Below are 25296 nucleotides of genomic sequence, written 5' to 3' on the forward strand. Positions count from 1 at the left end.
TGACGGACAAAGCAATATCAGACCCTGTTTAATTTACCTATTGAGGTCTTTTATGTACAGCTCGTCATCAAAGGATGCGACGAAACCCCTGACCCTAAATAAGACGGTTTTTTTAGGTTCAGCTATTATTTCTATTTTATTGATTATCTGGACGATTGCGTTTCCAGATTATAGTGAGACATTGTTAAGCTCAAGTATGGCATGGGTATCAGAGAGTTTTGGCTGGTATTACATGCTGGTAGTTGCCGCTTATAGTATATTTGCCTTGTTTGTTGGCTTTTCTAAGTATGGCGATATCAAGCTTGGTCAAGACCACGAAAAAGCCCAGTTTCCTTTCCTAGCATGGGCAGCGATGCTGTTCTCCGCTGGTATCGGCATTGATTTACTGTTCTTTGGTGCGTCTGAGCCGTTGATGCATTACCTGACGCCGCATACGGGGCTCGAGCCTGCCAGTGAGGCGGCTATGCGTGAAGCACTTGCGCAGACCTTTTTACATTGGGGTCTACATGGCTGGGGCATTTATGCCTTAATCGGGATGGCATTGGCGTACTTTGCTTATCGTAAAAACATGCCACTCGCGTTACGTTCACCACTGACGCCTATCTTTGGCGAGCGCTTAATTAAAGGCTGGCTTGGTGATGGTATTGATACCTTTGGTGTTGTTTGTACCTTGATGGGTATCGCTACTAGTTTGGGTATAGGTGTATTGCAAGCCAATGCTGGTCTGACTCATGTGTTTGGGATTGAATCTAGCAAAATGGTTCAAACCTTTATCATCATAGGTGTTGTCGCTGCCGCGGCGATCTCTGCGATGACTGGTGTGGAAAGAGGTGTCCGCCGTTTATCCGAATTCAACATGCTATCGTCGATATTGCTACTGATTGCCATATTGGTGATGGGTAACACGGTTTATTTGCTGAATACCTTTACCCAAAATATTGGTCAATACTTCCAAACCATCGTTTTCAAAACCTTTGATGTTTATGCTTATGATGGTCAAGCTGGCGCTGACTGGAAGTCAGGCTGGACGATATTTTTCTGGGCATGGTGGGTCGCTTGGGCACCGTTCGTAGGCCTATTTATTGCGCGTATTAGCCGTGGTCGTACCCTGCGTGAATTCGTATTTGGTGTGATGTTTATCCCACTTGGATTCATCTTTGCTTGGTTCTCTATCTTTGGTAACTCAGCGATAGATTTGGTTGCCAATGGTGCCACTGAGCTTGGTGAAATCGCAGTCAATGATGCGGCAATGGGCATGTTTGCCTTGTTTGAGTATTTTCCTTACAGCGAAGTGCTGTCATTTGCAGGTGTGGTGATTGGGTTAGTATTCTTTGTGACTTCAGCTGACTCAGGCGCGTTAGTATTAGCAAACTTGAGCTCAAGAGGAATGACCAATGATACCGACGCACCAGTTTGGTTGCGTTTGTTTTGGGCAGCAGCGACCGGTCTTATTACCTTAGGCTTATTGTTTGCTGGCGGTTTTGCCTCATTACAGTCAGTATCTGTGATTGCAGGTTTGCCATTCTCTCTTATCCTTGTACTCTATATGATGTCGATGTGGAAGTCGCTCAAAGAGGAAGGTAATAAGCGTAAAGCCAGTACGATTGGTACGGCTAATGTGCTTGATAGTGGTAAAAGCTGGAAAGCACGCTTGCAACGTATTGTGAGTTTCCCAAGCCATGCACAAGTTGAACGGTTTTTACAAAATGTGGTCAGACCTGCCATGACGGAAGTTGAAAAAGAGTTTGCCGCAGGCGGTCTAAAGACGTCTTTGGATATCCGTAACCCTGAACATATCGGACAAGATATAGATGAAGGTATGGATGAGAGTAGCGGTCAAATAGATGGTCTGAAATTACGGGTTGGACATGGTGATGAAGACGACTTTATTTATGAAGTTAATTTGATCAAAGCGGAGCGTCCTAACTTTACATTGAGCACCTCAACTAAGAATGCAGAGTACTATTATCGTGCAGAAGTGTTCTTAAGTGAAGGCTCGCAAGAGTATGACTTGGTTGGCTACTCCAAAGAACAAGTATTGGTCGATATCTTAAATCAGTACGAGCGCCATTTGCAGTATCTACATTTAGAGCGTTAATAGCTAAGTAATATACTCGACTTTACACTGACCCTATAAGTTGAATGCAGCTTATAGGTTTTTTTAAATGTCAGTATTATAGTCGATTCACTCTAAAAGGAATAGGATATATACTGCTACGTTTTATAATGAAGATTAACAGTATTACCATTATCTGATGTGCTATCATTATTGAGAATTATCATTCAGACCTATCGTGGGTTTAATGGTTTCGTAGCTTTCACTTGCCATTGTGAATCAATCAATGACAGCGCTACAAGCCTTGCAACTTCCAGCACGATATAAAATAACTCTGGTAAAGCGCATGAGCCTTTTCTCCGACAAAGTCATCCATGCCTTATTTGATTTGCCGAATTTGGCTTATTATTATACTTTTATTGTCGGAGTTATAGGAGTCTCACTTGTTTAATCTTCCTGCTACTCATTCCAAATATACCCGCTATTATAGACCGCAGCATTCTTTGGCGCGCCGTATCATTACTCAAATCGATACGTGTGAGCGCCGTCCCCAAGATATTACCAGAGCCATGGGCTATCCGCTTAAGCATACTATTCCTGCCTGTGATCGCCTGCGTCATGTACTGTCTAGCGAAAAATTGGGCTTGGATGGCAGTTATATCGATGCTTATTTTACTCCTGAGCAATTCTTAGAAAAGCTGGTTTCAGTACTTGATATGCAGGATGAGACGTTTGAAGAAGACATCGCTCAAATCAAGTATGATTTGGCGCATTATGCGTATCCTTTGCCTAAATATCGGTTAAGAGCAGATGTTGATTTTGAGTTTACTGCCGGCGCAAATTGGATGTCCCGTGGCGGCGCGGCTCAATTGGCTCATACTCACTTGCCTGAAAATATTGCTCGAATGACTGAGACAGAACGTGAGGTCATCGTACAAAAGTGTATTGATGAGCATTACAAAAACTACAATGGCAACTTGCCATATGGCGGCGTGATTAAAGGCTACTGGCTAACGATTGAGCAGCATGGTGAGGTTATTAGCAAAGTGGAATATGGGCTGCCAGTTAAATCATGATAGTACTCATAACGACGTAAGAAAAAATCTTAAAAAGCCTATTTAAAATCCATCTCAATAGAAAACCGCCAAGCACTTTTTAGCGTTTGGCGGTTTTTTTGAGCTTCAATATATAAACTATCAGCAACTAAGCTTGATTCAAACCGTTTAGTAAGTGCTGCTAAGACCGACAAACAAACTCGTTGATTTGTCATCATCACCTTGCGAGTGCGTAACACCAGCATTGGCATTTAATTGACCAAAGCTTTTAGATACGCCAAGTGTCATACCAAAATTATCATCGTCGGTCTGCACCATTGGCGTATCAAAGCTGATATTTGCTATGGTGTTAAGACGCGCAGAAGCCGCTTCACGATTGTCACTCAACTGCTTTTGATAATGAACATCCCCGAATACATTAAGTGAATCGCCTAGATTATGGTTGGCTTTCACACCAAGTTTGCCATAAGTAGTAGTATATTTTTGCTCATCGAACTGCATGGCGATACCAGACATTTCTTGCTCTTTTAGCGCGTCCAATCTCACACGGCTAGCCGTTGCACCGATATATGGCATGATAGCAAGGCTGCTGAACTGCATCGGATATCCTGCCTGCAAGTTAGCATAGTAACGTTTACCATCAGCATTAGAGTTAAATTCTTGTTTATTGCCGCCAAGTGTAACCGCACGAGTGACATCAACGTCTAGATTACCAAAGCCAACCGCACCATTGATTTGCACGCCGCCAAGCTTATCTAAGGTATTGCTATGATAGACACCAAAGCCCACTTCTTCTAAGTCGATATTGCTTAAGCCAGTGCGAACCCCGGAATTTTCAAAATCCTTTTGAGTGATATTGCCATACAAGCCTGTTACCGCATGTGCTGAGTTAGGATGAGCAAAATCTACACCTAATAATACTTGGGTATTACTATCGCCTTCAAACCCTGCAATATCTTGATTTTCAAAATCACCGGTTGCCCATAACTTACGGGCAGGTTTTTGTTCACTACTTTGGATTTGATTGATGTGAGATTGCAAGCGCTCGCTAGTTGCTAGCCCTGCTGTCGTCGCAATGTGCGGCAACACGCCAATAAGACTAGGAGCGGTAACGACGGCACTGGCGTAATCTGCAATCATCTGGTGCGCACGTCCTGATGGGTGGATGCCATCAGCAAAGAAATAGCTTTCATTGGCACCTGGCGCGACTAAATTACTTGATCCACATAAAAGCGAGCTTGAAGTGTTGCAAGCTTTTTGAGTCATATTTGTAAAGCCATAAGCCGTAGGGTTGGCAGCGACTTGTTGTAATAAGCTAAAAGTATCGAGCGGTATGATATTAGCACCCGTAGCTACTGCGCCACTATACATAGTTTGATTATATAAATTTGCTAACATCGTACCAGACGATTGAAACCCTGCTCCTGCAGCGATAGCAGTAGGTGTTAGACCTATATCAGGGATATTAGGTACTAAAATATAGTTCGCACCCTTATCTTTGAGCGCTTTAATAGCGGCGACTTGGCTGCCAGCCGCTGATGAAATCGTATTTATCGCATTAGCAGGGTTTGCAGCTGCCGCAAGTAAATCGTTTGCGCCTCCCCACACCACATACATACCATTAGAATCAACTTTTTTATTAGTAAGATAACTATTTACTTGAGTGTTCACAGACGCAACAGGAACGTTAACGCCAAAGTCCGTATTAACGATATCCTTGCCTGCTCTTGCACCACCAATAGCATAGTTATTACCAGCTTGATTTCCAAGATAAACGATGGGAACAGCTGTTGTACCTAGCTGCTCAGCGAATGACGTTGCCCATACGTTATCAGGATTGGTTGTAAATTGACCTGACTCTTTAATACCGAGCTTGCCTTGGGTAATGGGACTAAAATAACCGCCATCAGTCAAGCTATCGCCGAAAAATGTCACGCTGCTATAAAGCTCAGCATGCGCTAGACCTGCCAAGCATACTTTTGGTCAATGTTTTAAGGGTGGTAGGGTTAACAATAGCGTGAGAGATATTACGAGGCATATCGACTTCCTTGTCGTGAATGTAGCGGTTTATTAAGGAAGTGTAACTGCTTTAGAAAATCCTAGCAATCGAATTTATCGTAAATCCCAATATAAGTTGGATAAGTTAACAAGTATAAAAATTTTAACCATGGTGCTGTAAATATCGTTCTAACCTAGTGCTCTATCTTCTAAATTATCCAGACCATCATAACAATGCAATTACTTGCATTGTTATGATGTGTAAATGAAGGTATCGTCCCTAGTATTTTTAAAATGATGACACGCCCTAGTAATAATCAACCTCCGCGTTTAAACTTATTAATCTCAATTCAACTACGAACCCTACCTATGACTTCCTCTTATCATTGCCTGTATTCTTTTCGTCGCTGCCCTTATGCCATGCGCGCCCGTCTCGGCATACTATTTGCTGAGCTACAGGTAGAGCTGCGCGAAATAACACTGAAAAATAAGCCGTGTCAGATGCTAGCCATTAGCCCAAAAGGTACGGTACCTGTTTTACAACTTGTAGATAGGACGGTGATTGAAGAGAGTACAGAGATAATGATATGGGCGCTTGAGCAGCAAGATCCGCAAGGGCTTTTGGATGCAGAGGTTTTGCAGCAGGCAAATGCTTTGATTGATAAAAACGACAACGAATTTAAATATTGGCTCGATCGCTATAAATATGCCGATCGTCATATAGACATGACCCAGACAGAGTATCAACAGAAGGGTGAAATATTTTTACAAGTGTTAGAGGAGTTGCTGACTAAAAATCCTTATTTGCTAGGGAAAACTGTAACGATTGCCGATATTGGTATTATGCCTTTTGTCCGTCAATTCGCTCATGTCGATCGCGATGTTTTTTATAGCCTCCCTTATCCAAATCTACAGCGATGGTTACAAGATTGGCTGCAGCATCCGTTTTTTTTGCAAACGATGACCAAATTTCAGCCGTGGCAGGATGGGGATGAAGCAGTAATTTTTTGCTGAGACTTCCTCCAAAATATTTAATAAGTGTTAATACTTTGAAATTTTCGTCTCATGTTTGCTAGGGTTACTATCTTCTAGCTATCTATCTTATTGAATTACTACAAGATTCACAGTACAGATTAACTAAAAATAGGATTAAGCTGCCATAATTTTTACCAATGTGTAAAGAAACAATTTGACAATTATGTACGGTTGGCTTATAAGAGATAAACAGTATGGCTGTTTGCCCATAAGTGCTTTTTTAGAGCGCCTATTTGCATTAATTAAGCTCATACACATATCAAGGGAAGCATCTTCTACCCTGATGGTACATCGCAATTTATCTGCACTACTCGTTTTATGGTTTTTAGGCAATCATTGCCCAACTGATGACATTCGCTGACAGCTACTAGGCTGCCACTGTCACTCTAACCTCACCCGCGCACGTGAATGTATTTTCTCATTTTGCTATTGTCAGCCAATTTGCTGACGATTCAGCGATGTATGTCGCGCTGGGCCTATAAAAAAGGTTTCCAATCGCATGACGATTTTATTTTCTATGCCTGTGCATCCGCAGCCAATCATAGATTCTGGGCATCGTTTTGATGCCAGCCGCCATTGGCCAGCCTCATTAACTTTAGGGTTTGCAGCTTATCCTGAAGCGGACACTCGCATTACTCGCATGAATGTCGCACGTCACTATGGTCCACTGCGGGTACAGCGCGCTTTTTACCCTGAAGGTCGTGATGGCTGCTGTCATGTGTATCTTCTGCATCCGCCCGGCGGTATTGCCAGCGGTGATTCTTTAACCATCGATGTTACGGTGTCTGAAAACGCCCACGCTTTATTAACCACCCCAGCTGCCAACAAACTGTATCGAGCCGATAGCAATAATGTCGCTTGGACACAGCATACTCATCTTAAAATCGAAGACGGTGCCACGCTTGAATGGCTGCCACAAGAAACGCTGGCTTTTGATGGGTCACGCGGTGAGCAAACGGTGATTATTGATTTGGCTGAAACGGCTAAATGCTTGGGCTGGGAAATGATTGGCCTTGGCCGCCCAGCCAGCGACTTACCTTATGTCAGCGGCATCATTGAACAGCGTTTTCAGCTTAGCCGAAAAGGTCAGCCACTATGGTTAGAGCGCCAAGCTATTGACCCAACACATCCTCGCTTTTTAGGTAAATGGGGACAAGGCGGTGCTACGGTTCACGCTACCCTTTGGGCTGTCGGACTGAGTGACCCTGCTGACACCATTACCGAACTACGCGACAAAATACCTGCCAACCACAATTGGGCGGTGACTTATCGCCGCGGTGTGCTCTTACTACGATACTTGGGTATGGAGCGCAATGAAGCATGGGATTTATTGCAACAAGCGAGGGAAATTCTGCGCCCAAGACTGATGGATGTTGAGGCAGTGACGCCGCGCATTTGGTTAACCTAATAATTCTTTTGCGTATTTTTTTTCGATTACGCATAAAAGCAAGCCGCAAATAAATCGGTTTTCAGCACAACAATATCAATAATAATGGAGACAATAATGGAATTAACCCCCAGAGACAAAGACAAATTAATGCTTTTTACTGCTGGGCTTTTAGCCGAGCGCCGTAAGGCAAAAGGGCTGAAGCTTAATTATCCAGAAGCGATTGCTCTGATAAGTTGTGAGATTATGGAAGGCGCACGAGAAGGGCGCACGGTGGCAGAAATGATGGGCGCCGGTCGCGAAATTTTAACTCGTGACGATGTGATGAAAGGTGTACCTGAGATGATTGAAAGTATTCAGGTCGAAGCGACTTTCCCTGATGGCACCAAACTGGTGACTGTTCACAGTCCTATTATCTAATAAGAGCATAAAGCTTAAGGAGAGCATGATGATTCCGGGTGAATATCAATTAAAGAAAGGTGATATTGAACTGTGCGTAGGGCGCGACAGCTTTGTGATTGAAGTGGCCAATACCGGCGATCGTCCTATACAAGTGGGCTCTCACTATCACTTTGCTGAAACCAACAGCGCACTGAGCTTTGATCGCAAAAAAGCCTATGGACATCGCCTAGCGATACCTGCTGGCACCGCTACGCGCTTTGAGCCAGGTCAAAAACGTGAGGTGTCGTTACTGCCTTATGCCGGACTGCGCCGCATCTTTGGCTTTAGAGGTGAGGTGATGGGTGCGCTAGATGACAATTCAGATTCAGGAGAAACACGATGAAAATATCTCGCGACGCCTATGCCAATATGTATGGTCCGACCGTTGGCGATCGCCTCCGTTTAGGCGATACTGAGCTTTGGATCGAGATTGAAAAGGACCACACCCATTATGGCGAAGAGGTAGTATTCGGTGGCGGTAAAGTGATTCGTGATGGTATGGGACAAAGCCAATTGTGCTCAGACTCAGTGATGGATACCGTGATTACCAACGTTATTATTATTGATTGGTGGGGCATCTTAAAAGCCGATGTTGGCTTAAAAGACGGGCGCATTGCAGCTATCGGTAAAGCCGGCAACCCAGATACGCAGCCGGATGTTGATATTATCATTGGCGCAGGTACTGAGATTATCGCTGGTGAAAACCAAATATTGACCGCAGGCGCGGTAGACACACACGTGCACTATATCTGCCCGCAGCAAGTAGATGAGGCGTTAATGAGCGGTCTTACCACTATGATTGGTGGCGGTACTGGCCCTGCAACTGGCTCAGTCGCTACCACCAACACGCCTGGACCGTGGCACATTGGCAAAATGATGCAAGCCGTGGATGACCTGCCTATTAACATCGGATTTTTGGGTAAAGGCAGTGCCAGTACGCCTGCAGCACTTGAAGAGCAAGTCAAAGCTGGCGTTATGAGTTTAAAAGTTCATGAAGATTGGGCGGCAACGCCAGCAACCATTAGTAATGCGCTTGATGTTGCTGACCGTTACGATATTCAGGTAGCGTTACATGCTGATAGTTTAAATGAGTCCGGATTTGTCAAAGATACGCTAGAGGCCTTTAAAGACCGCTGTATCCATTCGTATCATACTGAAGGTGCTGGTGGTGGTCATGCGCCAGATATTATTGTCGCTTGTGGTCAGCCAAATGTTTTACCGTCATCGACCAATCCAACACGCCCGTACACCATCAACACTGTTGACGAGCATCTAGACATGCTGATGGAGTGTCATCACTTAGACCCAAATATTCCTGAAGATGTGGCCTTTGCTGACTCGCGTATCCGCCGTGAGACCATTGCTGCAGAAGATATTTTGCATGATCTTGGTGCCATTTCAATGATTTCATCGGACTCTCAAGCCATGGGCCGTATTGGTGAAGTGGTCTGCCGTACGTGGCAAACCGCGCACAAAATGCGCCTGCAACGTGGTCTGCTACCAGAAGATCAAGAGCGCGGTACTGATAACTTCCGAGTCAAACGTTATATTGCCAAATACACCATCAATCCTGCCATCACCCATGGTGTATCACATGAAGTGGGCTCGGTAGAGATTGGCAAAATGGCAGACTTGGTACTATGGCGTCCTAAGTTTTTTGGTGTTAAGCCGTCCATTATATTAAAAGGCGGCATGATTGCTGGTGCTGCAATGGGCGATCCTAACGCAGCGATTTCGACCCCGCAGCCAGTGCATTACCGCCGTATGTTTGGCGCGCTAGGACGTGCAGTTTCTGCTACTCGCGTTACCTTTGTTAGCCAAGCTGCGATGGACACGGGACTTGAAGAAAAACTGGGGCTAAGAAGCCGATTGGTCGCGTGTAAAAACGTTCGTAGCATGCGCAAAAAAGACATGAAGCTGAACGATTACTGCCCGAATATAACAGTAGATCCAGAAACTTATGAAGTTCGTGTAGACGGTGTACTTTTAACGTGTGAGCCGCTCTCTGAACTGCCATTAGCTCAGCTTTATCATCTGTTTTAGGTCATTTGTTTTAAATCGTTTGTAAGGATAATAATATGCTTGAATTAATAAAAAGAATGGATGGTAATGCTTCGGTTGATATTTATGACACCTTGACCTTGCCTTATGAGCTACGTATTCGTGGCCGTCTAAAGGCAGTTAGTGATAACGAACGTGATATGGGTCTGTTTCTTGACCGAGGTCCTGTGCTTCGTCATGGTGATTTGCTACAAGCCGATAGTGGTGAGGTGATTCAGGTTCTTGCAGCTGATGAGCCAGTGGCTACTGCTTATATCGAAAGCGGTTTACCACTCGCTAGACTGTGCTACCACTTAGGTAATCGACATGTGTCACTCGCCCTTGGTAGCGATGAAGATGGGCGTCATTGGGTACGTTTTCCTCCAGATCATGTGCTTGAGGAGCTAGCAGTACTATTGGGAGCAGATTTAAGGCATCACGACGCACCATTTGATCCTGAATCTGGTGCTTATGCGCAGGCTGGTCGCGAGCACTCGCACTCAAATAGTCATGCGCATTCTCACTCTCATTCTCATGACCATTCTGAACACGACGGTCATAACCATGCGCATTGATGAGCCCTCAAATGCTGTGAGCGATCTAGCATTGTTAGGTTTGATGCAATTAATTAGCCCAGCATTACCTATTGGTGCTTTTGCTTGGTCACAAGGTTTGGAAAGTGCGTTTGAGCTGGGTTGGGTCAATAATGAAGCTCAACTGGGCGAATGGTTGGAAGGTGTTTTAGGTGACGGTTTGACGCGTTGTGAACTGCCTGTCTTAGCGCGTATACAGAGCTGCTGGGCCAATAACGACGGTGATGGTTTGGCTTTTTGGAATGACTGGCTACACGCCAATCGGGAAACGGCTGAGCTGAGCGATGAAGATACACGTTTAGGTCAAGCATTGATGCGCTTACTAAACAGTTTAGCGTTGCAGCCACAGACAGCTTTAGGTCATGCCGAGCTACCAACAGACCCAGGTTATGTCACTGTGTTTGCATGGACTGCCCATCAAAGGCAAGTACCTATACGTCAAGCTCTACTGGGATTTGCTTGGGGCTGGCTAGAAAATCAGCTGGCGGTTGCCTGTAAAGCCCTGCCACTCGGTCATACCGCTGCACAACGTTTGAACGAGACCTTACGTCCACAACTGGTGGCGGCAGTTGATAAGGCTTTAACCTTAACTGATGAGCAGTTGGGTCCGATTTTACCCGGCTTAGCACTGGGTAGTGCTCAGCATGAAACTCAATATTCACGATTATTTCGAAGCTGAATTATTGCTTCGTTTTTAGATAAGGAAAATATACATGAAACATTGTTTAAGAGTAGGTGTTGGTGGTCCGGTTGGTTCTGGAAAAACAGCTCTATTACGTCAGTTATGTAGTGCGCTAAAAGATCACTATGATATCGCTGTGGTTACTAACGACATCTATACGCGTGAAGATGCTGATTTTTTGTTAAAGCACGACGCCTTGCCTGCCGATCGTATTTTGGGTGTAGAAACGGGCGGCTGTCCACATACGGCTATCCGCGAAGATGCCTCGATGAATCTGGCCGCAATTGATGATTTGCAAACGCGCCATCCTGATCTGGAGCTGGTGTTAGTAGAGTCTGGCGGCGATAACTTGGCAGCGACCTTTAGCCCAGAGCTTTCTGATTTGACCTTATATGTCATTGACGTCGCTGCTGGTGACAAAATCCCTCGTAAAGGTGGACCAGGTATCACTAAGTCTGATTTGTTAATTATTAATAAAATTGACATCGCTGAATATGTCCATGCTTCGCTAGATATCATGGAGCGTGACTCAAAGAAAATGCGCGGAGAACGTCCTTTTATATTCACTAATCTGTATGACGGCGTGGGCGTAGAAGAAATTATTAGCTTTATCTTAAAGCAGGGTATGTTACCTGAGCGTCGTCCTGGAAAGCTAAGCGCCAATGCTTAATGCTTAATTGCTCGCATTTAATAATTATAGTCAGTCCTAAATAAAAAAATGCAAATATTATCAATCACTACTGGGGTTAATTTTTCTTGCTTGCTGTGGCTACGCAGACAGAGGCTGCGAATAATCAACTCCAGTAGTTCTGTACTCTTTTAAAAGTGGATCAACTATAAGTAGGCGGACAGTACTTCAAAGTATTAACTAGACCAATCAATCAGACAACAGAAAACAAAAAAAATAGGAGAGAAAGATGAATAAAATGACTAAATTGCTGCTGGCAGTAGGGCTGATGATGACAGCTACTTTGGCGATGGCCCACCCTGGCCATGGCGAGCAGGTGAGCAATGGTTTCCTTAGCGGCTTACTGCATCCGATGATGGGCCTTGACCATTTATTGGCCATGGGCGCGATTGGTTTTTGGAGTATCCGCCAAAACACCACGATGAAACGTGGCACGCCGTTATTTGTCGTAGGCGGCATGATAGCAGGCGCGAGCCTTGCTTGGGCGGGTGTCAGTTTGGCTGGGGTAGAGACCGGCATCGCCATGTCAGTATTGCTAGTCGGTGTACTAATCGCCACGTTAGCAAAACTGCCGACTGCTGTTGGTGGAACCTTGGTTGCGCTGTTTATGGTCGCCCACGGTTATGCTCATGGTACTGAAATGACACAAGGTTCAAGCTTATTGCTTTATATGGCTGGCTTCGTTGTCGCAACCTTAGCCATTACTTTTTCCGGTCGCGGTCTAGGTACCATGATGCTCAAAGCCGATAACCGTATTACCCGTGCATTAGGCGGCGTGGTTGCTATTATTGGTGGGGTATTGGCTGCGGGCTAATATGTATTAATCAAAAAAAATCTCGTTTCGCATCAAGCTAAGAAGCCGTAGGGACTTCCTACGGTTTTTTTAGTTTCTCATATTCCTTTTCGTATCTAGTAAAGATCTTAAAGCGACGACAGCGGGCTAGATGCCTGCTGCATTAATAAATATATCAAATAGGGATTATCACGATATGAATGATACCATCATAAAATTATCTAGAAACACTGACCGTGCGCCGATTAGCTCAACATCAACTCAGAGCGTCGCTTTTTCTCATTACAACAATATCTCAGCGCAATTACCAATTGATCCGAAGACTGGCACATTAGCCTCTGCTGATATCGGAGCACAAGCTAAACAGTGCTTGGATAATATCAAGGCGATTGTAGAAAGTACTGATCATCTCATGGATGATGTGATTAAAATCACTGTATTTTTAAAAGATATTGTAGATATGCAAGCAGTAGATGCTGTCTATCGTACTTTCTTTAACAACTATCTGCCGACACGTAACGTAGTGATGGTTGCAGAGCTGCCTATGGACGGTGCCTTAGTACAAATGGATGCATTACTTTCAAATGGCGAAGGTACTCACCCACAAGCACCTTGCGAGCTAGTAAAAGTGGCAAAAAATGCCGATAACGTGCCAATCGACTCTCTATCTACCCAAACCGTTGCTTTTTCTCATTACAATAACGTCTCAGCACAATTACCAATCGATCCTACTTCAGGACAACTAGTGGCAGGCGGCATAGTAGAGCAGATGGCGCAATGCATAACCAATATCAAGTCGATTTTGAATAGTATCGATGTCGGTATTGATGATATTGTTAAAATAAATATTAGTCTAACCAACCTTACTGATATCGCAGCCGTCGATGACGTCTATAGTACTTTTTTCCCAGATACTGCTATTGCAAGAGCCGTCAATTATCTACCGGCGCGCACAGTGACTATGGTTTCAGGGCTACTTATGGGTGCTTTGGTACAAGTTGAAGCCGTGGTATCACATGGAGATGGCACACCGCCACAAGCCGTTGAAGATCGACATGGCATTGTAATTAAAGCCAATAATACAGAGCAAGCGCCAAAGCACTCGTTAAGCAAGCAGACGGTTGCTTTTTCTCACTATAATCACCTTTCAGGTCAATTGCCTATCAATCCTGATACAGGTAAGCTCATCAATGGTGATATAAAGGCGCAGACTCAGCAGTGCTTAGATAATATCAAAGCCATTGTCGAGAGTATCGATCATAAAATGGATGACATCGTTAAAGTAACTATCCAACTCAAGGACATTAGCGATATTGACAAGGTCAATGATATTTATACTACGTTCTTTGACGGTGAGCTGCCTGCCAGAACAGTGTTTGGGGTTTCAGCAATTCCTATGGATTCATTGATACAAATCGATGCAGTGTTCTCTAATGCTGAAGGTACGCCACCTGTAAGATAGTGGTCATTCAGATTTTGCCATAACAATTGGTTTGACGCACGTTTGCTAGAGCGTCATAATCAAGCCATGATTCATCACTTAAGTAAAATAAAAAAGGCTTTCAACTATTTGGAAGCCTTTTTATATGTGAAAGATATAACTAAATAGGTAAAAGAAGACAAGAAGCGTAAGGTCTAAATTAAAAAAGTCATTCATGTTAGCCCTGTAGCGTTTCGAAATTGAATGGACTATAGTTAGCTAGCAGTAGCATTCAGGGAATGTATATCTAAAAAAAGGAATTATAAAATGAAAGGGATTACCCGTTTTTCGAATAGCTTGATGGAGAAGTATTTACCGGATCCATTTTTGTTCGTTATTATCTTAACAGTGGTTATTTTTGTACTGGGTTTAGGATTAACTGACTCTTCACCGTTACAAATGGTGGCGTTTTGGGGTGAAGGGTTTTGGGCATTACTCGCATTCTCAATGCAGATGGTGTTGGTATTAGTCACAGGTTTTGTATTGGCAAGCAGTCCGATATTTAAAAAAGGTTTAGGAAAGCTTGCAAGTTTAGCAAAATCGCCGGGCAGTGCCATTATCTTGGTAACTTTAGTATCCCTTGCAGCAAGCTGGATCAACTGGGGATTTGGGTTGGTGATTGGGGCATTATTCGCCAAAGAATTGGCAAAGCGTGTAGAGAATGTCGATTACCGTTTATTGATTGCCAGTGCTTATTCTGGTTTTATTATTTGGCATGCTGGGTTTTCGGGCTCCATTCCGTTATCCATTGCGACAGCAGGTCATCCTTTCGCTGATAAGATTGGTATTATTCCGACCAGTGCAACCATTTTTGCCAGCTATAACTTAATAATCGTTGTGGCATTGATTGTCATCGTTCCTTTACTCAACCGTTTGATGATGCCGAAAAAAGAAGATACGGTGACGGTAGATCCGAGACTTCTGGTTGAACCAATTGATGAAGTGCTGCCAGAAAAATCGGACATGGCACCAGCAGAGCGTTTGGAAAATAGCTGGATTTTATCCATGATCATTGGCGCATTAGGTATTGCTTTTATCGTCTATTATTTTGTACAAAATGGCTTTGCCTTGACGCTTGATTTGGTCAACTTTATGTTTTTGTTCCTTGGGATTATCTTTCACGGAACGCCTCGTAAGTATTTGATTGCCGTTCAAGAAGCGGTCAAAGGCGCCGGTGCTATTATTGTCCAGTTTCCGTTTTATGCAGGAATCATGGGTATGATGACAGCGTCAGGCTTGGCAGGCGTGATGTCAGAAGCATTCGTCAATATTTCGTCAGCTGAGACATTACCACTTTTCGCCTTCTTAAGCGCAGGACTTGTTAACTTCTTTGTCCCTTCAGGTGGCGGACAGTGGGCAGTGCAAGCACCCATTATGTTAGAGGCGGCAGAGATGCTGGGCAGCGATCCTGCAAAGGTTGCTATGGCAGTTGCATGGGGTGACGCATGGACAAATATGATTCAGCCGTTTTGGGCATTGCCAGCCTTGGCAATTGCGGGACTCAAAGCCAAAGATATCATGGGTTTTTGTGTCATCGTCCTGATTGTTAGTGGTGTTGTGATTGGTTTAGGGCTATTGTTTTTATAATTAAAACCTAACTTTTTTGGTACGACTTAGCGTTTAGACCTTGCCTATTTGATGGGTAAGGTCTTTTTTTATGAGAATAATTCAGGGGGTATGTCTAGCTGTCTATCTAAAATTGTCCAAATAAGCGACAATACCCGCATAAATTTTAAGTGTATATTAAGAGTGATATATGCGCTTAGAGACGCTCATTTTTTTGATAGCAGACATTTATTAAATCTAACATATATAAAAGGCCGTCCCAAATGACCAATGATAACCCATATGATTTTTTACCATTACAGCCTACCGGTAGAAACGAGACTGATACTGCCAATACTTACGTGCCCGAAGACATGATCAAGATATACGAGCAGCAATTTCTCATACCAGTCCCTGAAGAGCAGTTGACCGAATTTTTACCTGCGCTAAAAAGCTTCTATGATATTGATAATCACACTCTAGATGTTAGCGCCATTATTTTCGAGGCAATCGCGGATGCGAGTATTATTTACAATCACAAAATAAAAGCAGGGCGCTACCAACTCCTAGAAGGCTTGGTAAAAGAAGAGCTTGAGCGTGGCGAAGACGACCAAAATGATGCAGGTATTGATGGTGTTGACAGCAACGACAGTGAAGAAGCACAAGCCTATACCCTAGAGTGTAAGCGTACCTTTTTTATTAATGATATAGAGATGCCTTATTATTTTAATTTATTTATTCAGGGCGATAGCTATTCAACATTAACCAAACAAGACACCTTGCTAGAGCAGATGTATTGGTTCGCGAGTGACGGTACTGATGACAACGAGCGCTTAGGGACTATCAATGCGCAGTTAGCTGACTTAGGTATTCGCGCAATGGATTTGGCGACCATTTATCAGATAGTGGATTATGTAGAAGACCACATCATAGACGATGCAATGATAGAAACCCTTAATAAATTATTAGATGATGCTGAGTAGTAAGTAAAAATAATACTAAACAGCCAATCAAATTTTGTATGTGACTTTAAGTTATAACACTTTCTCTTTATACGGTCTGCCAAGGAGAGTGACACGTGGTACATCATAATAACGCCAATATTGAAAGCAAATCAGCATGGGCTGTTTTTCTTATCTTCCTTAGATTGGGATTGACCTCATTTGGTGGCCCTGTCGCTCATTTGGGCTATTTCCGTGATGAGTTTGTAATACGCCGCAAGTGGCTGACTGAGAACAGCTATGCCGATTTAATCGCGCTTTGTCAGTTTTTACCAGGACCTGCCAGCAGCCAAGTTGGCATTGCTATCGGGTTATCTCGAGCAGGATATACTGGCGCGCTGGCTGCTTGGACTGGTTTTACCTTACCCTCTGCCATAGTGCTTATGTTGTTTGCCATAGGTATTAGCAGTTATGGGGATATTGTTCCACTTGGTGTATTGCATGGTTTAAAGGTCGCGGCAGTGGCTGTGGTTGCGCAAGCGGTATGGGGTATGGGGAAAAATCTCTGTACCGATGTTGCGCGAATCTCTATCATGGCGCTGGCTGCTTGTTTTGTACTTTTGGTGCCTTCTGCATTAGCTCAAGTAAGCGTTATTGCGATTGCCGCCATTATTGGGCTGCTATGGTTCAAACCTGAAAAAGTGATTGCTCATGACCCTTTGCCTATTACTGTAAGACGTCGGACTGGGCTTGTTTGGTTGTTCTTGTTTTTTTCATTGCTCATTGGTTTGCCACTGCTAACTGCATTATATCCAAGCCAAACCCTATCTATGGTAGATACCTTTTTTCGTGCAGGATCACTTGTATTTGGTGGCGGACACGTAGTATTGCCATTATTACAGGCTGAGATTGTTCCCGCAGGCTGGATAAGTAACGATACTTTCTTAGCAGGTTACGGAGCTACGCAAGCAGTGCCAGGACCTTTATTTACCTTTGCAACATTTCTAGGTAGCTCGATGAATCAAGCTCCTAGTGGCTGGCTAGGAGGGATGATTTGCTTGATAGCAATCTTTGCGCCGTCATTTTTATTGGTTATGGGCGCACTGCCATTTTGGGAGAGTCTACGCCAAAATCTGCGCACAAGAGCCGCACTATCTGGTATTAATGCAGCGGTCGTTGGTTTGTTATTGGCAGCGCTTTATCAGCCTGTATGGACAAGCGCTATTGTTGAAGCAAAAGATTTTGGTTTGGCATTGGTTGCTCTCATTGCTTTGATGTTCTGGAAATTCCCTGCTTGGCTGGTAGTGATTGGCTGCGGAGCTGCTGGATGGTTATTAACACTATAAGATGGCAATTGAGGTGGTACTAATGACAGACAACTATTTGTATATCGAGCAAATACATTCAGAAATTTCTAATTTTAAAAATTGCTTATTATTAAGCAGTTTTTTCTGATTTTGGAAGGTTTAACTCTCTCAAGAGTCACCACATCAAGTTACGTCTCAACATCCATATCAAACGGTAAAGCCGAAATTCATGAAATTTATCTTTACCGTTTATGCAGCATAGCTCAAGGTTATTGATAACGCTAAAATAGAGCAGGATAAATGACCCATAATAAGATAAACTGCCCCGCGAGCGCTGATTGGATTCGATATATTTCGGACTGGGCAGACGCACTTAATCAGTTATAAAAGACCATTTATAAAAGAACATTGTTATAAGGTACATCATTATGGAACAAGCACAAAACGCGGTAGAAAAAAGACCCGTATTCATGCCTAGAGTCAACAGTGACAATCTGGTAAAAACGGATATGGTTAGGTTTGAGCGTCATGTGGGATTTGCGAGTCGGCAAAAGAAAAAATCTATCAACGATATGCATCAAGTTATTCGCAAAAAGTATGGGTTTAATCACGTCTTAGAACTATCGAGTAAATCTGGCAATAAGCTGAGTTTTTTACTAAGCCCATTGAGCCTAAAGCTAAAGAATGAGCATGATGGTCAACAGTATAGTGTTGAAAACGCCTTTCAAAGCAGTGGTGTTTTTGAGTACGGTGGCCCCTATATTGACTTGCTAAGTGCACCGCCAAGACAAGCCAAAAAGGACGAGCGATTAATCACCTCGGGTGAACTCATTGGCTATAATTATTTCGGTATGGAGTGGAGCGTAGAGCCATTAACGACGTTCTATGATTGGTTGTATGTGAATGCGCTAAAGCAAAACCCTCAGCTGCATGAAGAGGTGATGCAATATCAAGCCTTTACTGATATGGAGTTTAATCCAAAAAAATCTATCCACTCTGCAGCTTATGCGCTGGCTATGTTTGTAGCGCTTCATAAAAGAGAGTTGCTCGATAATGTTGAAGACCCAGCAGTATTTTTTAACTTATATCATGACTTTAAAGTAAGTAATACCGAGCAGCTTTTGGAAGCAGGTTGGATCTGATCGCTTCACCTGCCTTAGCTCGCTGCTACAGTTTTGACAAGATAGTTGTAGGTTTAATTGCTGCCTGAGAATCCGTTATTATTTGAGCAAGTGTCACACCTATTATCATGGAAGAAAATAAAAACAGACTATGAAAACTGATACCAATCCTTCACTTGCGTTTAGAAGATACCCTTCGACGACTGCTCTGCAATGCTTCGAGACAGCGGCTCGTCACCTAAGTTTTACTAATGCTGCCTTAGAGCTGCATATGACGCAAAGTGCGATAAGTAAGCAAGTGGCGCAGTTAGAAGAGATGCTGAATATCTCTTTGTTTTATCGTACCTCGCAGCGTATTTCGTTAACGCCTGCCGGCAAAGCTTATTATATCGATGTACTAAGTATTCTTAAGCATATCGAGACTGCGACGACCAATTTGATGTCGCATAGCAGTAATTTGGAAGTGCTAAAAATGGTCTCGCATCCCACCTTTTGTGCACGTTGGCTGATTCCTGCGCTTCACGGCTTTAGTCAGGAAAATCCTTTAATTAGGCTGGATATTAAAGAGCAGGTGGGCCCATTTTTCTCCGAAGAGCATGATATCGATATTGCGTTCTTATACGGTGAAGGGACGTGGTCGGGCATGAAAAATGTTAAATTGTTTGATGAGTACTGTGTGGCGGTTTGTCGGCCTGATTATTTGCAAGGTAAAGACTTGCAACCGCAGCAGTCGGACAGCTATGTGCTGCTACAGCTGAGCTCACGTCCTAGCGCATGGTACGAGTACTTTAAGCAGCAGCAGATTAACTTAGACGGTACGTTTGTAGGTCCACGCTTTGATACGTTTCATGCCTGTATTTCGGCAGCATTAACCGGTTATGGCGTTGCCTTGGTGCCGTTACGTTTGGTGGCTCCTGAGCTGCAATCAGGTCAGTTGGTTATGGCTTGGCGTTATGCAGCCAAGGGGAGAGGGGCTTACTATATGTCTTATCCTTTATCGCTTGGCAACTCGCACAAGACCAAAGTGATGCAAGAGTGGATTGCACGCTACTTAGAGACGTCCAGTCAGAGTCAAGTAGAATTAGCCAGTTTGCTTGGCATCACTTGTACGAGTGTCAGCCACGGATAACGACAGTAAGATGATTAACTGCTAAAAGCCAGTGGTGAAAAAAATAACCGTTCCAATCAGCCACGATGACAAAAAGGAATGCCCGCCCAACTATTATTCGTTTGCCCAAATCCTAGGTTTTTGTTGAAATAAGCGTCTAACTCAAGGAAGATGAGAGACGTTCATGGATTCGTTGTATAACGTTACCGATGCATTCACCATGGTGCATCCAGTAACCCTGAGCAAAGGCAAAAATGCGCACGTTTGGGATACGAATGGCAAGCACTATATTGATTTCGTCGGTGGTATCGGCGTATTAAATTTTGGTCATTGCCACCCACATATCGTTGACGCTATCATCGCTCAATCACAAAGCCTCATTCACTACGCCTACAATGCGGCAGGTCACCTGCCTTACCAAAGGCTTATGCCAAGACTTTGCGATTTAGTTCCCATTGCAGGCGAGCTTGCAGGCATGTTAACCAATTGCGGCGCCGAAGCGACCGAAAATGCGATCAAAATTGCCCGTATGAAGACCGGTCGTGTCGGTGTGATCGCTTTTGATGGGGGCTTTCATGGCCGTACCCTCGCAGCTGTCAACCTTAATGGTAAAGTGGCCCCGTATAAACGTGGTCTTGGCCCTCTTGCCGGCAGTGTCTATCATATCCCATTCCCAAGCCCTGACAATAACATCAGTGACCAGCAAGCCATTGACGCTTTGCTGCGCCTGTTCGAAGTCGAAACGGATATTGGTAATATCGGCGCTATCATCGCAGAACCGGTGCAAGGCGAGGGCGGTTTTCAATTAATGTCACCAAAATTTGCTCAATACCTACGTAAGTTCTGTGATGATAATGCCATCTTACTCATTATGGATGAGATTCAGTCAGGCTTTGGGCGTACGGGTACACCATTTGCCTTTAGTCATCTAGGTATCGAGCCCGATATGGTATTGCTGGGTAAAAGTATCGCCGGAGGTTTACCATTAGGGGCAGTCATTGGCAAAGCTAGTGTGATGAATGATCTACCAAAGGGCAGCTTGGGCGGTACTTATTCTGGTAACCCAGTGGCATGTGCTGCTGCCAATGCCACGCTGGATATCATGGCAGAAGATGCCGTATGGGACTCAGCAAAACACTATCAGCAAACCATTGAAACCACTATTGAACAGTGGCAACAAGAGGGTCTAACGCCTTGGTTGTATGGTTTAACGGGTATCGGCGCTATGCGCGGTATTGAACTGCGTCATCCATCTCATGGTACGCACTCAAGCGTGATGGCCTATATTTTAGTGGAAGCTCGCAAGCAAGGATTGTTATTGATGCCTAGTGGTAAATACCGCCATATTATTCGCTTATTACCGCCATTAACGATTGAGCCTGAAACCCTACAAGAAGGCCTCGATATCATAAAAGTCATCCTAGCATCCATCCCAAACGAGCTGCCGATTCAATGAGTATTTTTGCTTGTAGCTTCTATTTGGCTACATAAAGCAGCCATCATTTTTAACTATTATTCATCTGTCATCATAACCAGTTTAAGGAGAATAACCGTGAGTTCAGATCATCTAAGCTCAAACCAACAAGACATGAGCAGTGATGATATCCGTCATCGTTTTTCGCTCGCTATGTCAAAGATGTATCAAAAAGAAGTGCCGCTATATACTGATCTTATGAATCTGGTCGCTGAAGTTAATAAGGATGTATTGGACAAGCAACCTGAGATTGCTGAACAGCTTAAGAATACCGATGAAATCGATAGACTCAGCATGGAGCGCCATGGAGCGATTCGATTGGGTACGGCGACAGAGCTTATGATGATGCGTCGTTTGTTTGCAGTTATGGGCATGCATCCGGTCGGTTACTATGACCTAGCGCCTGCTGGCGTGCCAGTGCATTCTACAGCGTTTCGCGCGATTGATACGGCATCGCTCAATAATAGCCCGTTTCGCGTATTTACCTCATTATTGCGTTTAGATTTGATTGGCGATGCGACGCTCAAGCAACAAGCCCAAGCGGCATTGGATGCACGCTGTATTTTTACCGATGACGCAATCAAACTGATTAAAATTTATGAAAACGAGGGCGGTCTAACGAATGAGCAGGGTGAGCAATTTGTCCAAGAAGCGTTAGAAACTTTCCGCTGGCATGAGCAGTCGCCTATCTCGAAAGACGTATATGAGCAGTTGGTAGGTCAGCATCAACTGATTGCCGATGTGGTTGGGTTTAAAGGACCACATATCAATCATTTGACCCCAAGGACGCTAGATATTGATGCCGTCCAACAAGGTATGAAGAGCCGTGGGATTACGCCAAAAGCGATCATTGAGGGACCGCCACGCCGTCACTGTCCTATTCTTTTGCGCCAGACCAGCTTTAAGGCATTAGTAGAGCCAGTGAGTTTTAAAGGTGCTGACGGTCAGTATGAATCCGGTCAGCATACCGCTCGCTTTGGTGAGATTGAGCAGCGCGGTGTAGCCCTGACCCCAAAAGGCCGTGTCCTTTACGACCAATTGCTAACCGAAGCTCGTGAAAAATTGGGTACAACCCCAAATGAAGACAATGCTGAGCAATATTATCGATTATTAAGCGAATCTTTTGCCGCTTTTCCAGACGATTATAAGACACTGCATCGTGACCAGCTCGCTTATTTCCTCTATCAGGTAGCTGACAAGGAAGCTTTTGCAAATCAGTTCGTGGATTCATCGTCGAACGAGCTCTCTACTTCCGACCTGCAAAGCCTGATTGAGCAAGATATTATTCTTATTGAGCCGATTGTTTATGAAGACTTTTTGCCTGTGAGTGCAGCCGGTATCTTCCAGTCCAATCTTCATAGTGATAGCGAGAACAGCTATGACGGTCAGTCCAATAAGCAAGAATTCGAGCAAGCCTTAGGCATGCGTGTGCAAGATGAATTGGCATTATATGCGCAGCGGCAGAACGAGAGTCTACAAGCGTGTTTGGCCTCATTACGACAAGTGGCTTAAAGCAACTTATGGTTAAAAGACAAAACAGTGGCGCAGTTAAAAAATTGTTTTAGGCCAGTGAGTATTAATCCGCTTTAATACAGTGAAAAGGATATCAGTCAATATATTGATTCATTAAGACTTTATCCACTAAGTTTAGAATGCCATTCCAAAAATGAATGACAGCAAGAAATTTATTATTTTGCAACTTGAGCGACGGCAGGGTAGTTTATAGATCTGCACGGACGTAACGAAATACTATACAAAGGAGTCAGTATGATTAAGCAATACATGTCAGCCATGGGCGTCGACGAAAGCCAGTACCAAGCAGGCGATTTCGCAGTTCATAGCCCTATCGATGGTGAGGTCATCGGTAAGGTCGCTTTGCATCAAGTGAGCGATGTCGACACACAAATACAAGATGCTAAAAAAGCCTTCAAAGAATGGCGTACAGTGCCTGCTCCTAAGCGTGGCGAATTGGTCCGTATTTTAGGCGAAGTGCTCCGTGAGCACAAAGAAGATCTAGGCGCGCTAGTTTCTCTAGAAGCCGGTAAAATCAAAGAAGAAGGTCTAGGCGAAGTCCAAGAGATGATCGATATCTGCGACTTTGCAGTAGGTCTGTCTCGTCAGCTTTATGGTTTGACTATCGCCTCAGAGCGTCCTGGTCACCACATGCGCGAAACTTGGCAGCCATTAGGCGTCATCGCGGTCATCTCAGCTTTTAACTTTCCCGTTGCTGTTTGGTCATGGAACACGGCGCTAGCCTTGGTCTGTGGTAATCCTGTGATCTGGAAACCTTCAGAAAAAACCCCTTTAACTGCCATCGCTTGCCAAGCGCTGTTTGAGAAAGCCCTAGCCAAATTTGGCGATGCGCCTGCCAATCTATCTCAGCTCTTATTGGGTGAAGCCGATGTTGGTAATGCGTTGGTTGAGCATAAAGATGTGGCTCTCGTCAGTGCGACGGGCAGCACACGTATGGGCAGAATCGTAGGGCCAAAAGTCGCTGAACGTTTCGGTAAGTCTCTACTTGAGCTTGGTGGTAACAACGCCATGATCCTAACGCCAAGTGCTGATTTAGACCTAGCTTTACGTGGCATTCTGTTCTCAGCTGTTGGTACGGCAGGTCAGCGCTGCACTACGCTACGCCGTCTGTTCGTCCACGAATCTGTAAAAGACGACATCTTACCACGCGTAAAATCCGCTTATTCAACAGTGAGCATTGGTCATCCACTAGAAGGCAACTTGGTCGGTCCACTTATCGACGAAGATAGCTTCAATAACATGCAAGACGCCTTGACCAAAGCCCGTGCAGCCGGCGGTACAGTCACTGGTGGTGAGCGCGTCTTACAAGATAAGTATCCAAACGCTTACTACGTGACGCCAGCCATCGTTGAAATGGATGCGCAAAATGACGTCGTCCGTCATGAGACCTTTGCGCCTATTTTATATGTCATGACCTATACAGACTTCGACGAAGCTTTAGAGCTGCAAAATGACGTACCACAAGGTTTATCTTCTTGCGTCTTTACCAATGACTTGCGTGAAGCTGAGCTGTTCTTAAGTGCCCGCGGCAGTGACTGTGGTATTGCCAACGTCAATATCGGTACCAGTGGTGCTGAGATTGGTGGTGCATTCGGCGGCGAAAAAGAAACCGGTGGTGGTCGTGAGTCAGGCTCTGATGCGTGGAAAAACTACATGCGTCGTCAGACCAATACGGTCAACTACTCAACTGAGCTACCACTAGCACAAGGTATTAATTTCGGTTAATGCAAGCCATATTTTCTAATGTAAAAGTGTGTTTTTATCCAGTTAAGCGCGCGTTATGTGCGCTTAACTGCCCTTAGCATTACTTGTATCCTTTTAAATTCTGCTTTGAATCTATTTTTAAACCGTCAATAAGCCGCAAAAATAGCGGATTACCGTTTGATTAAGATTACTATTTAACGCTTTATTTTTTTAATCCCTTTAGTAATTAATGAATATCTTTCAAATATCTATTTTGATTGATGGCAATACTTTATTCTTTAACATGACTATTAAGTTATTGTTTTAATTGATTAT

21 protein-coding genes are annotated in these 25296 nt (G+C 44.1%); 20 read left to right on the forward strand and 1 reads right to left on the reverse strand.

Annotated features, from left to right (window positions below; genetic code table 11):
- Positions 1-52 precede the first annotated feature (52 nt).
- Positions 53-2098, forward strand: coding sequence for a choline BCCT transporter BetT (betT, locus tag VLA57_RS08485; RefSeq protein ID WP_133105375.1), 2046 nt, complete (start codon positions 53-55; stop codon positions 2096-2098).
- A gap of 401 nt (positions 2099-2499) precedes the next feature.
- Positions 2500-3132, forward strand: a complete 633-nt coding sequence (locus tag VLA57_RS08490; RefSeq protein WP_133105376.1) for a hypothetical protein — start codon at positions 2500-2502, stop codon at positions 3130-3132.
- 147 nt (positions 3133-3279) lie between these two features.
- Here VLA57_RS08490 and VLA57_RS08495 read toward each other — a convergent pair whose 3' ends face one another.
- Positions 3280-5082 carry an autotransporter domain-containing protein gene (locus tag VLA57_RS08495; RefSeq protein WP_133105377.1) on the reverse strand — a complete coding sequence of 601 codons (1803 nt, stop codon included), beginning with the start codon at positions 5080-5082 and terminating at the stop codon, positions 3280-3282.
- Between the two features lie 396 nt (positions 5083-5478).
- On the opposite strand from VLA57_RS08495, the gene VLA57_RS08500 reads away from it, so the two are divergent.
- The 18 genes from VLA57_RS08500 (at position 5479) to amaB (ending at position 25002) form a co-directional block, all read left to right on the forward strand.
- Positions 5479-6123, forward strand: a complete 645-nt coding sequence (locus VLA57_RS08500; protein WP_227673003.1) for a glutathione S-transferase — start codon at positions 5479-5481, stop codon at positions 6121-6123.
- A gap of 520 nt (positions 6124-6643) precedes the next feature.
- Complete coding sequence (locus VLA57_RS08505; protein ID WP_133105379.1) at positions 6644-7552, forward strand: urease accessory protein UreD; 909 nt, start codon at positions 6644-6646, stop codon at positions 7550-7552.
- A gap of 96 nt (positions 7553-7648) precedes the next feature.
- A complete protein-coding gene (gene ureA / locus VLA57_RS08510; protein WP_133105380.1) occupies positions 7649-7951 on the forward strand; it encodes an urease subunit gamma in 303 nt (100 codons plus the stop codon).
- Positions 7952-7979: 28 nt separating this feature from the next.
- Entirely contained in the window at positions 7980-8315 is a 336-nt protein-coding gene (locus VLA57_RS08515; RefSeq protein ID WP_011513223.1) for an urease subunit beta, read from the forward strand.
- Positions 8312-10015 carry an urease subunit alpha gene (gene ureC / locus VLA57_RS08520; RefSeq protein WP_133105381.1) on the forward strand — a complete coding sequence of 568 codons (1704 nt, stop codon included), beginning with the start codon at positions 8312-8314 and terminating at the stop codon, positions 10013-10015. The genes VLA57_RS08515 and ureC overlap by 4 nt, the downstream gene beginning before the upstream one ends.
- Positions 10016-10050: 35 nt before the next feature.
- Entirely contained in the window at positions 10051-10587 is a 537-nt protein-coding gene (gene ureE / locus VLA57_RS08525) for an urease accessory protein UreE (RefSeq protein WP_133105382.1), read from the forward strand.
- Positions 10577-11284, forward strand: a complete 708-nt coding sequence (locus tag VLA57_RS08530) for an urease accessory UreF family protein (protein ID WP_133105383.1) — start codon at positions 10577-10579, stop codon at positions 11282-11284. Before ureE ends, VLA57_RS08530 begins: the two co-directional genes overlap by 11 nt.
- A 34-nt stretch (positions 11285-11318) precedes the next feature.
- Complete coding sequence (gene ureG, locus VLA57_RS08535) at positions 11319-11957, forward strand: urease accessory protein UreG (RefSeq protein WP_133105384.1); 639 nt, start codon at positions 11319-11321, stop codon at positions 11955-11957.
- A 247-nt stretch (positions 11958-12204) separates the two neighbouring features.
- Positions 12205-12789, forward strand: a complete 585-nt coding sequence (locus tag VLA57_RS08540; RefSeq protein WP_133105385.1) for a HupE/UreJ family protein — start codon at positions 12205-12207, stop codon at positions 12787-12789.
- A gap of 175 nt (positions 12790-12964) precedes the next feature.
- On the forward strand, positions 12965-14230 hold the full coding sequence (locus VLA57_RS08545) for a RidA family protein (RefSeq protein ID WP_133105386.1): 1266 nt from the start codon (positions 12965-12967) through the stop codon (positions 14228-14230).
- 285 nt (positions 14231-14515) lie between these two features.
- A complete protein-coding gene (locus VLA57_RS08550; protein ID WP_133105387.1) occupies positions 14516-15835 on the forward strand; it encodes a short-chain fatty acid transporter in 1320 nt (439 codons plus the stop codon).
- A 242-nt stretch (positions 15836-16077) separates the two neighbouring features.
- Positions 16078-16776 carry a hypothetical protein gene (locus VLA57_RS08555; protein WP_133105388.1) on the forward strand — a complete coding sequence of 233 codons (699 nt, stop codon included), beginning with the start codon at positions 16078-16080 and terminating at the stop codon, positions 16774-16776.
- 95 nt (positions 16777-16871) lie between these two features.
- Positions 16872-18080 (forward strand): chromate efflux transporter, encoded by a 1209-nt coding sequence (gene chrA / locus VLA57_RS08560; protein WP_133105389.1) that lies wholly within the window; start codon positions 16872-16874, stop codon positions 18078-18080.
- Between the two features lie 389 nt (positions 18081-18469).
- The gene (locus VLA57_RS08565) at positions 18470-19183 is read left to right on the forward strand and encodes a DarT1-associated NADAR antitoxin family protein (RefSeq protein ID WP_133105390.1); all 714 of its coding nucleotides are present in this window, start codon (positions 18470-18472) and stop codon (positions 19181-19183) included.
- A 130-nt stretch (positions 19184-19313) separates the two neighbouring features.
- The gene (locus VLA57_RS08570) at positions 19314-20291 is read left to right on the forward strand and encodes a LysR substrate-binding domain-containing protein (RefSeq protein ID WP_133105391.1); all 978 of its coding nucleotides are present in this window, start codon (positions 19314-19316) and stop codon (positions 20289-20291) included.
- Positions 20292-20454: 163 nt separating this feature from the next.
- Complete coding sequence (locus tag VLA57_RS08575; protein ID WP_133105392.1) at positions 20455-21726, forward strand: 2-aminoadipate transaminase; 1272 nt, start codon at positions 20455-20457, stop codon at positions 21724-21726.
- 132 nt (positions 21727-21858) lie between these two features.
- Entirely contained in the window at positions 21859-23256 is a 1398-nt protein-coding gene (gene hglS / locus VLA57_RS08580; protein WP_133105411.1) for a 2-oxoadipate dioxygenase/decarboxylase HglS, read from the forward strand.
- A gap of 255 nt (positions 23257-23511) precedes the next feature.
- The gene (amaB, locus tag VLA57_RS08585; RefSeq protein ID WP_133105393.1) at positions 23512-25002 is read left to right on the forward strand and encodes an L-piperidine-6-carboxylate dehydrogenase; all 1491 of its coding nucleotides are present in this window, start codon (positions 23512-23514) and stop codon (positions 25000-25002) included.
- The last annotated feature ends 294 nt before the right edge of the window (positions 25003-25296 follow it).

Source organism: Psychrobacter sp. S4(2024) (genome assembly GCF_036861305.1).
Classification (GTDB): domain Bacteria; phylum Pseudomonadota; class Gammaproteobacteria; order Pseudomonadales; family Moraxellaceae; genus Psychrobacter; species Psychrobacter cryohalolentis.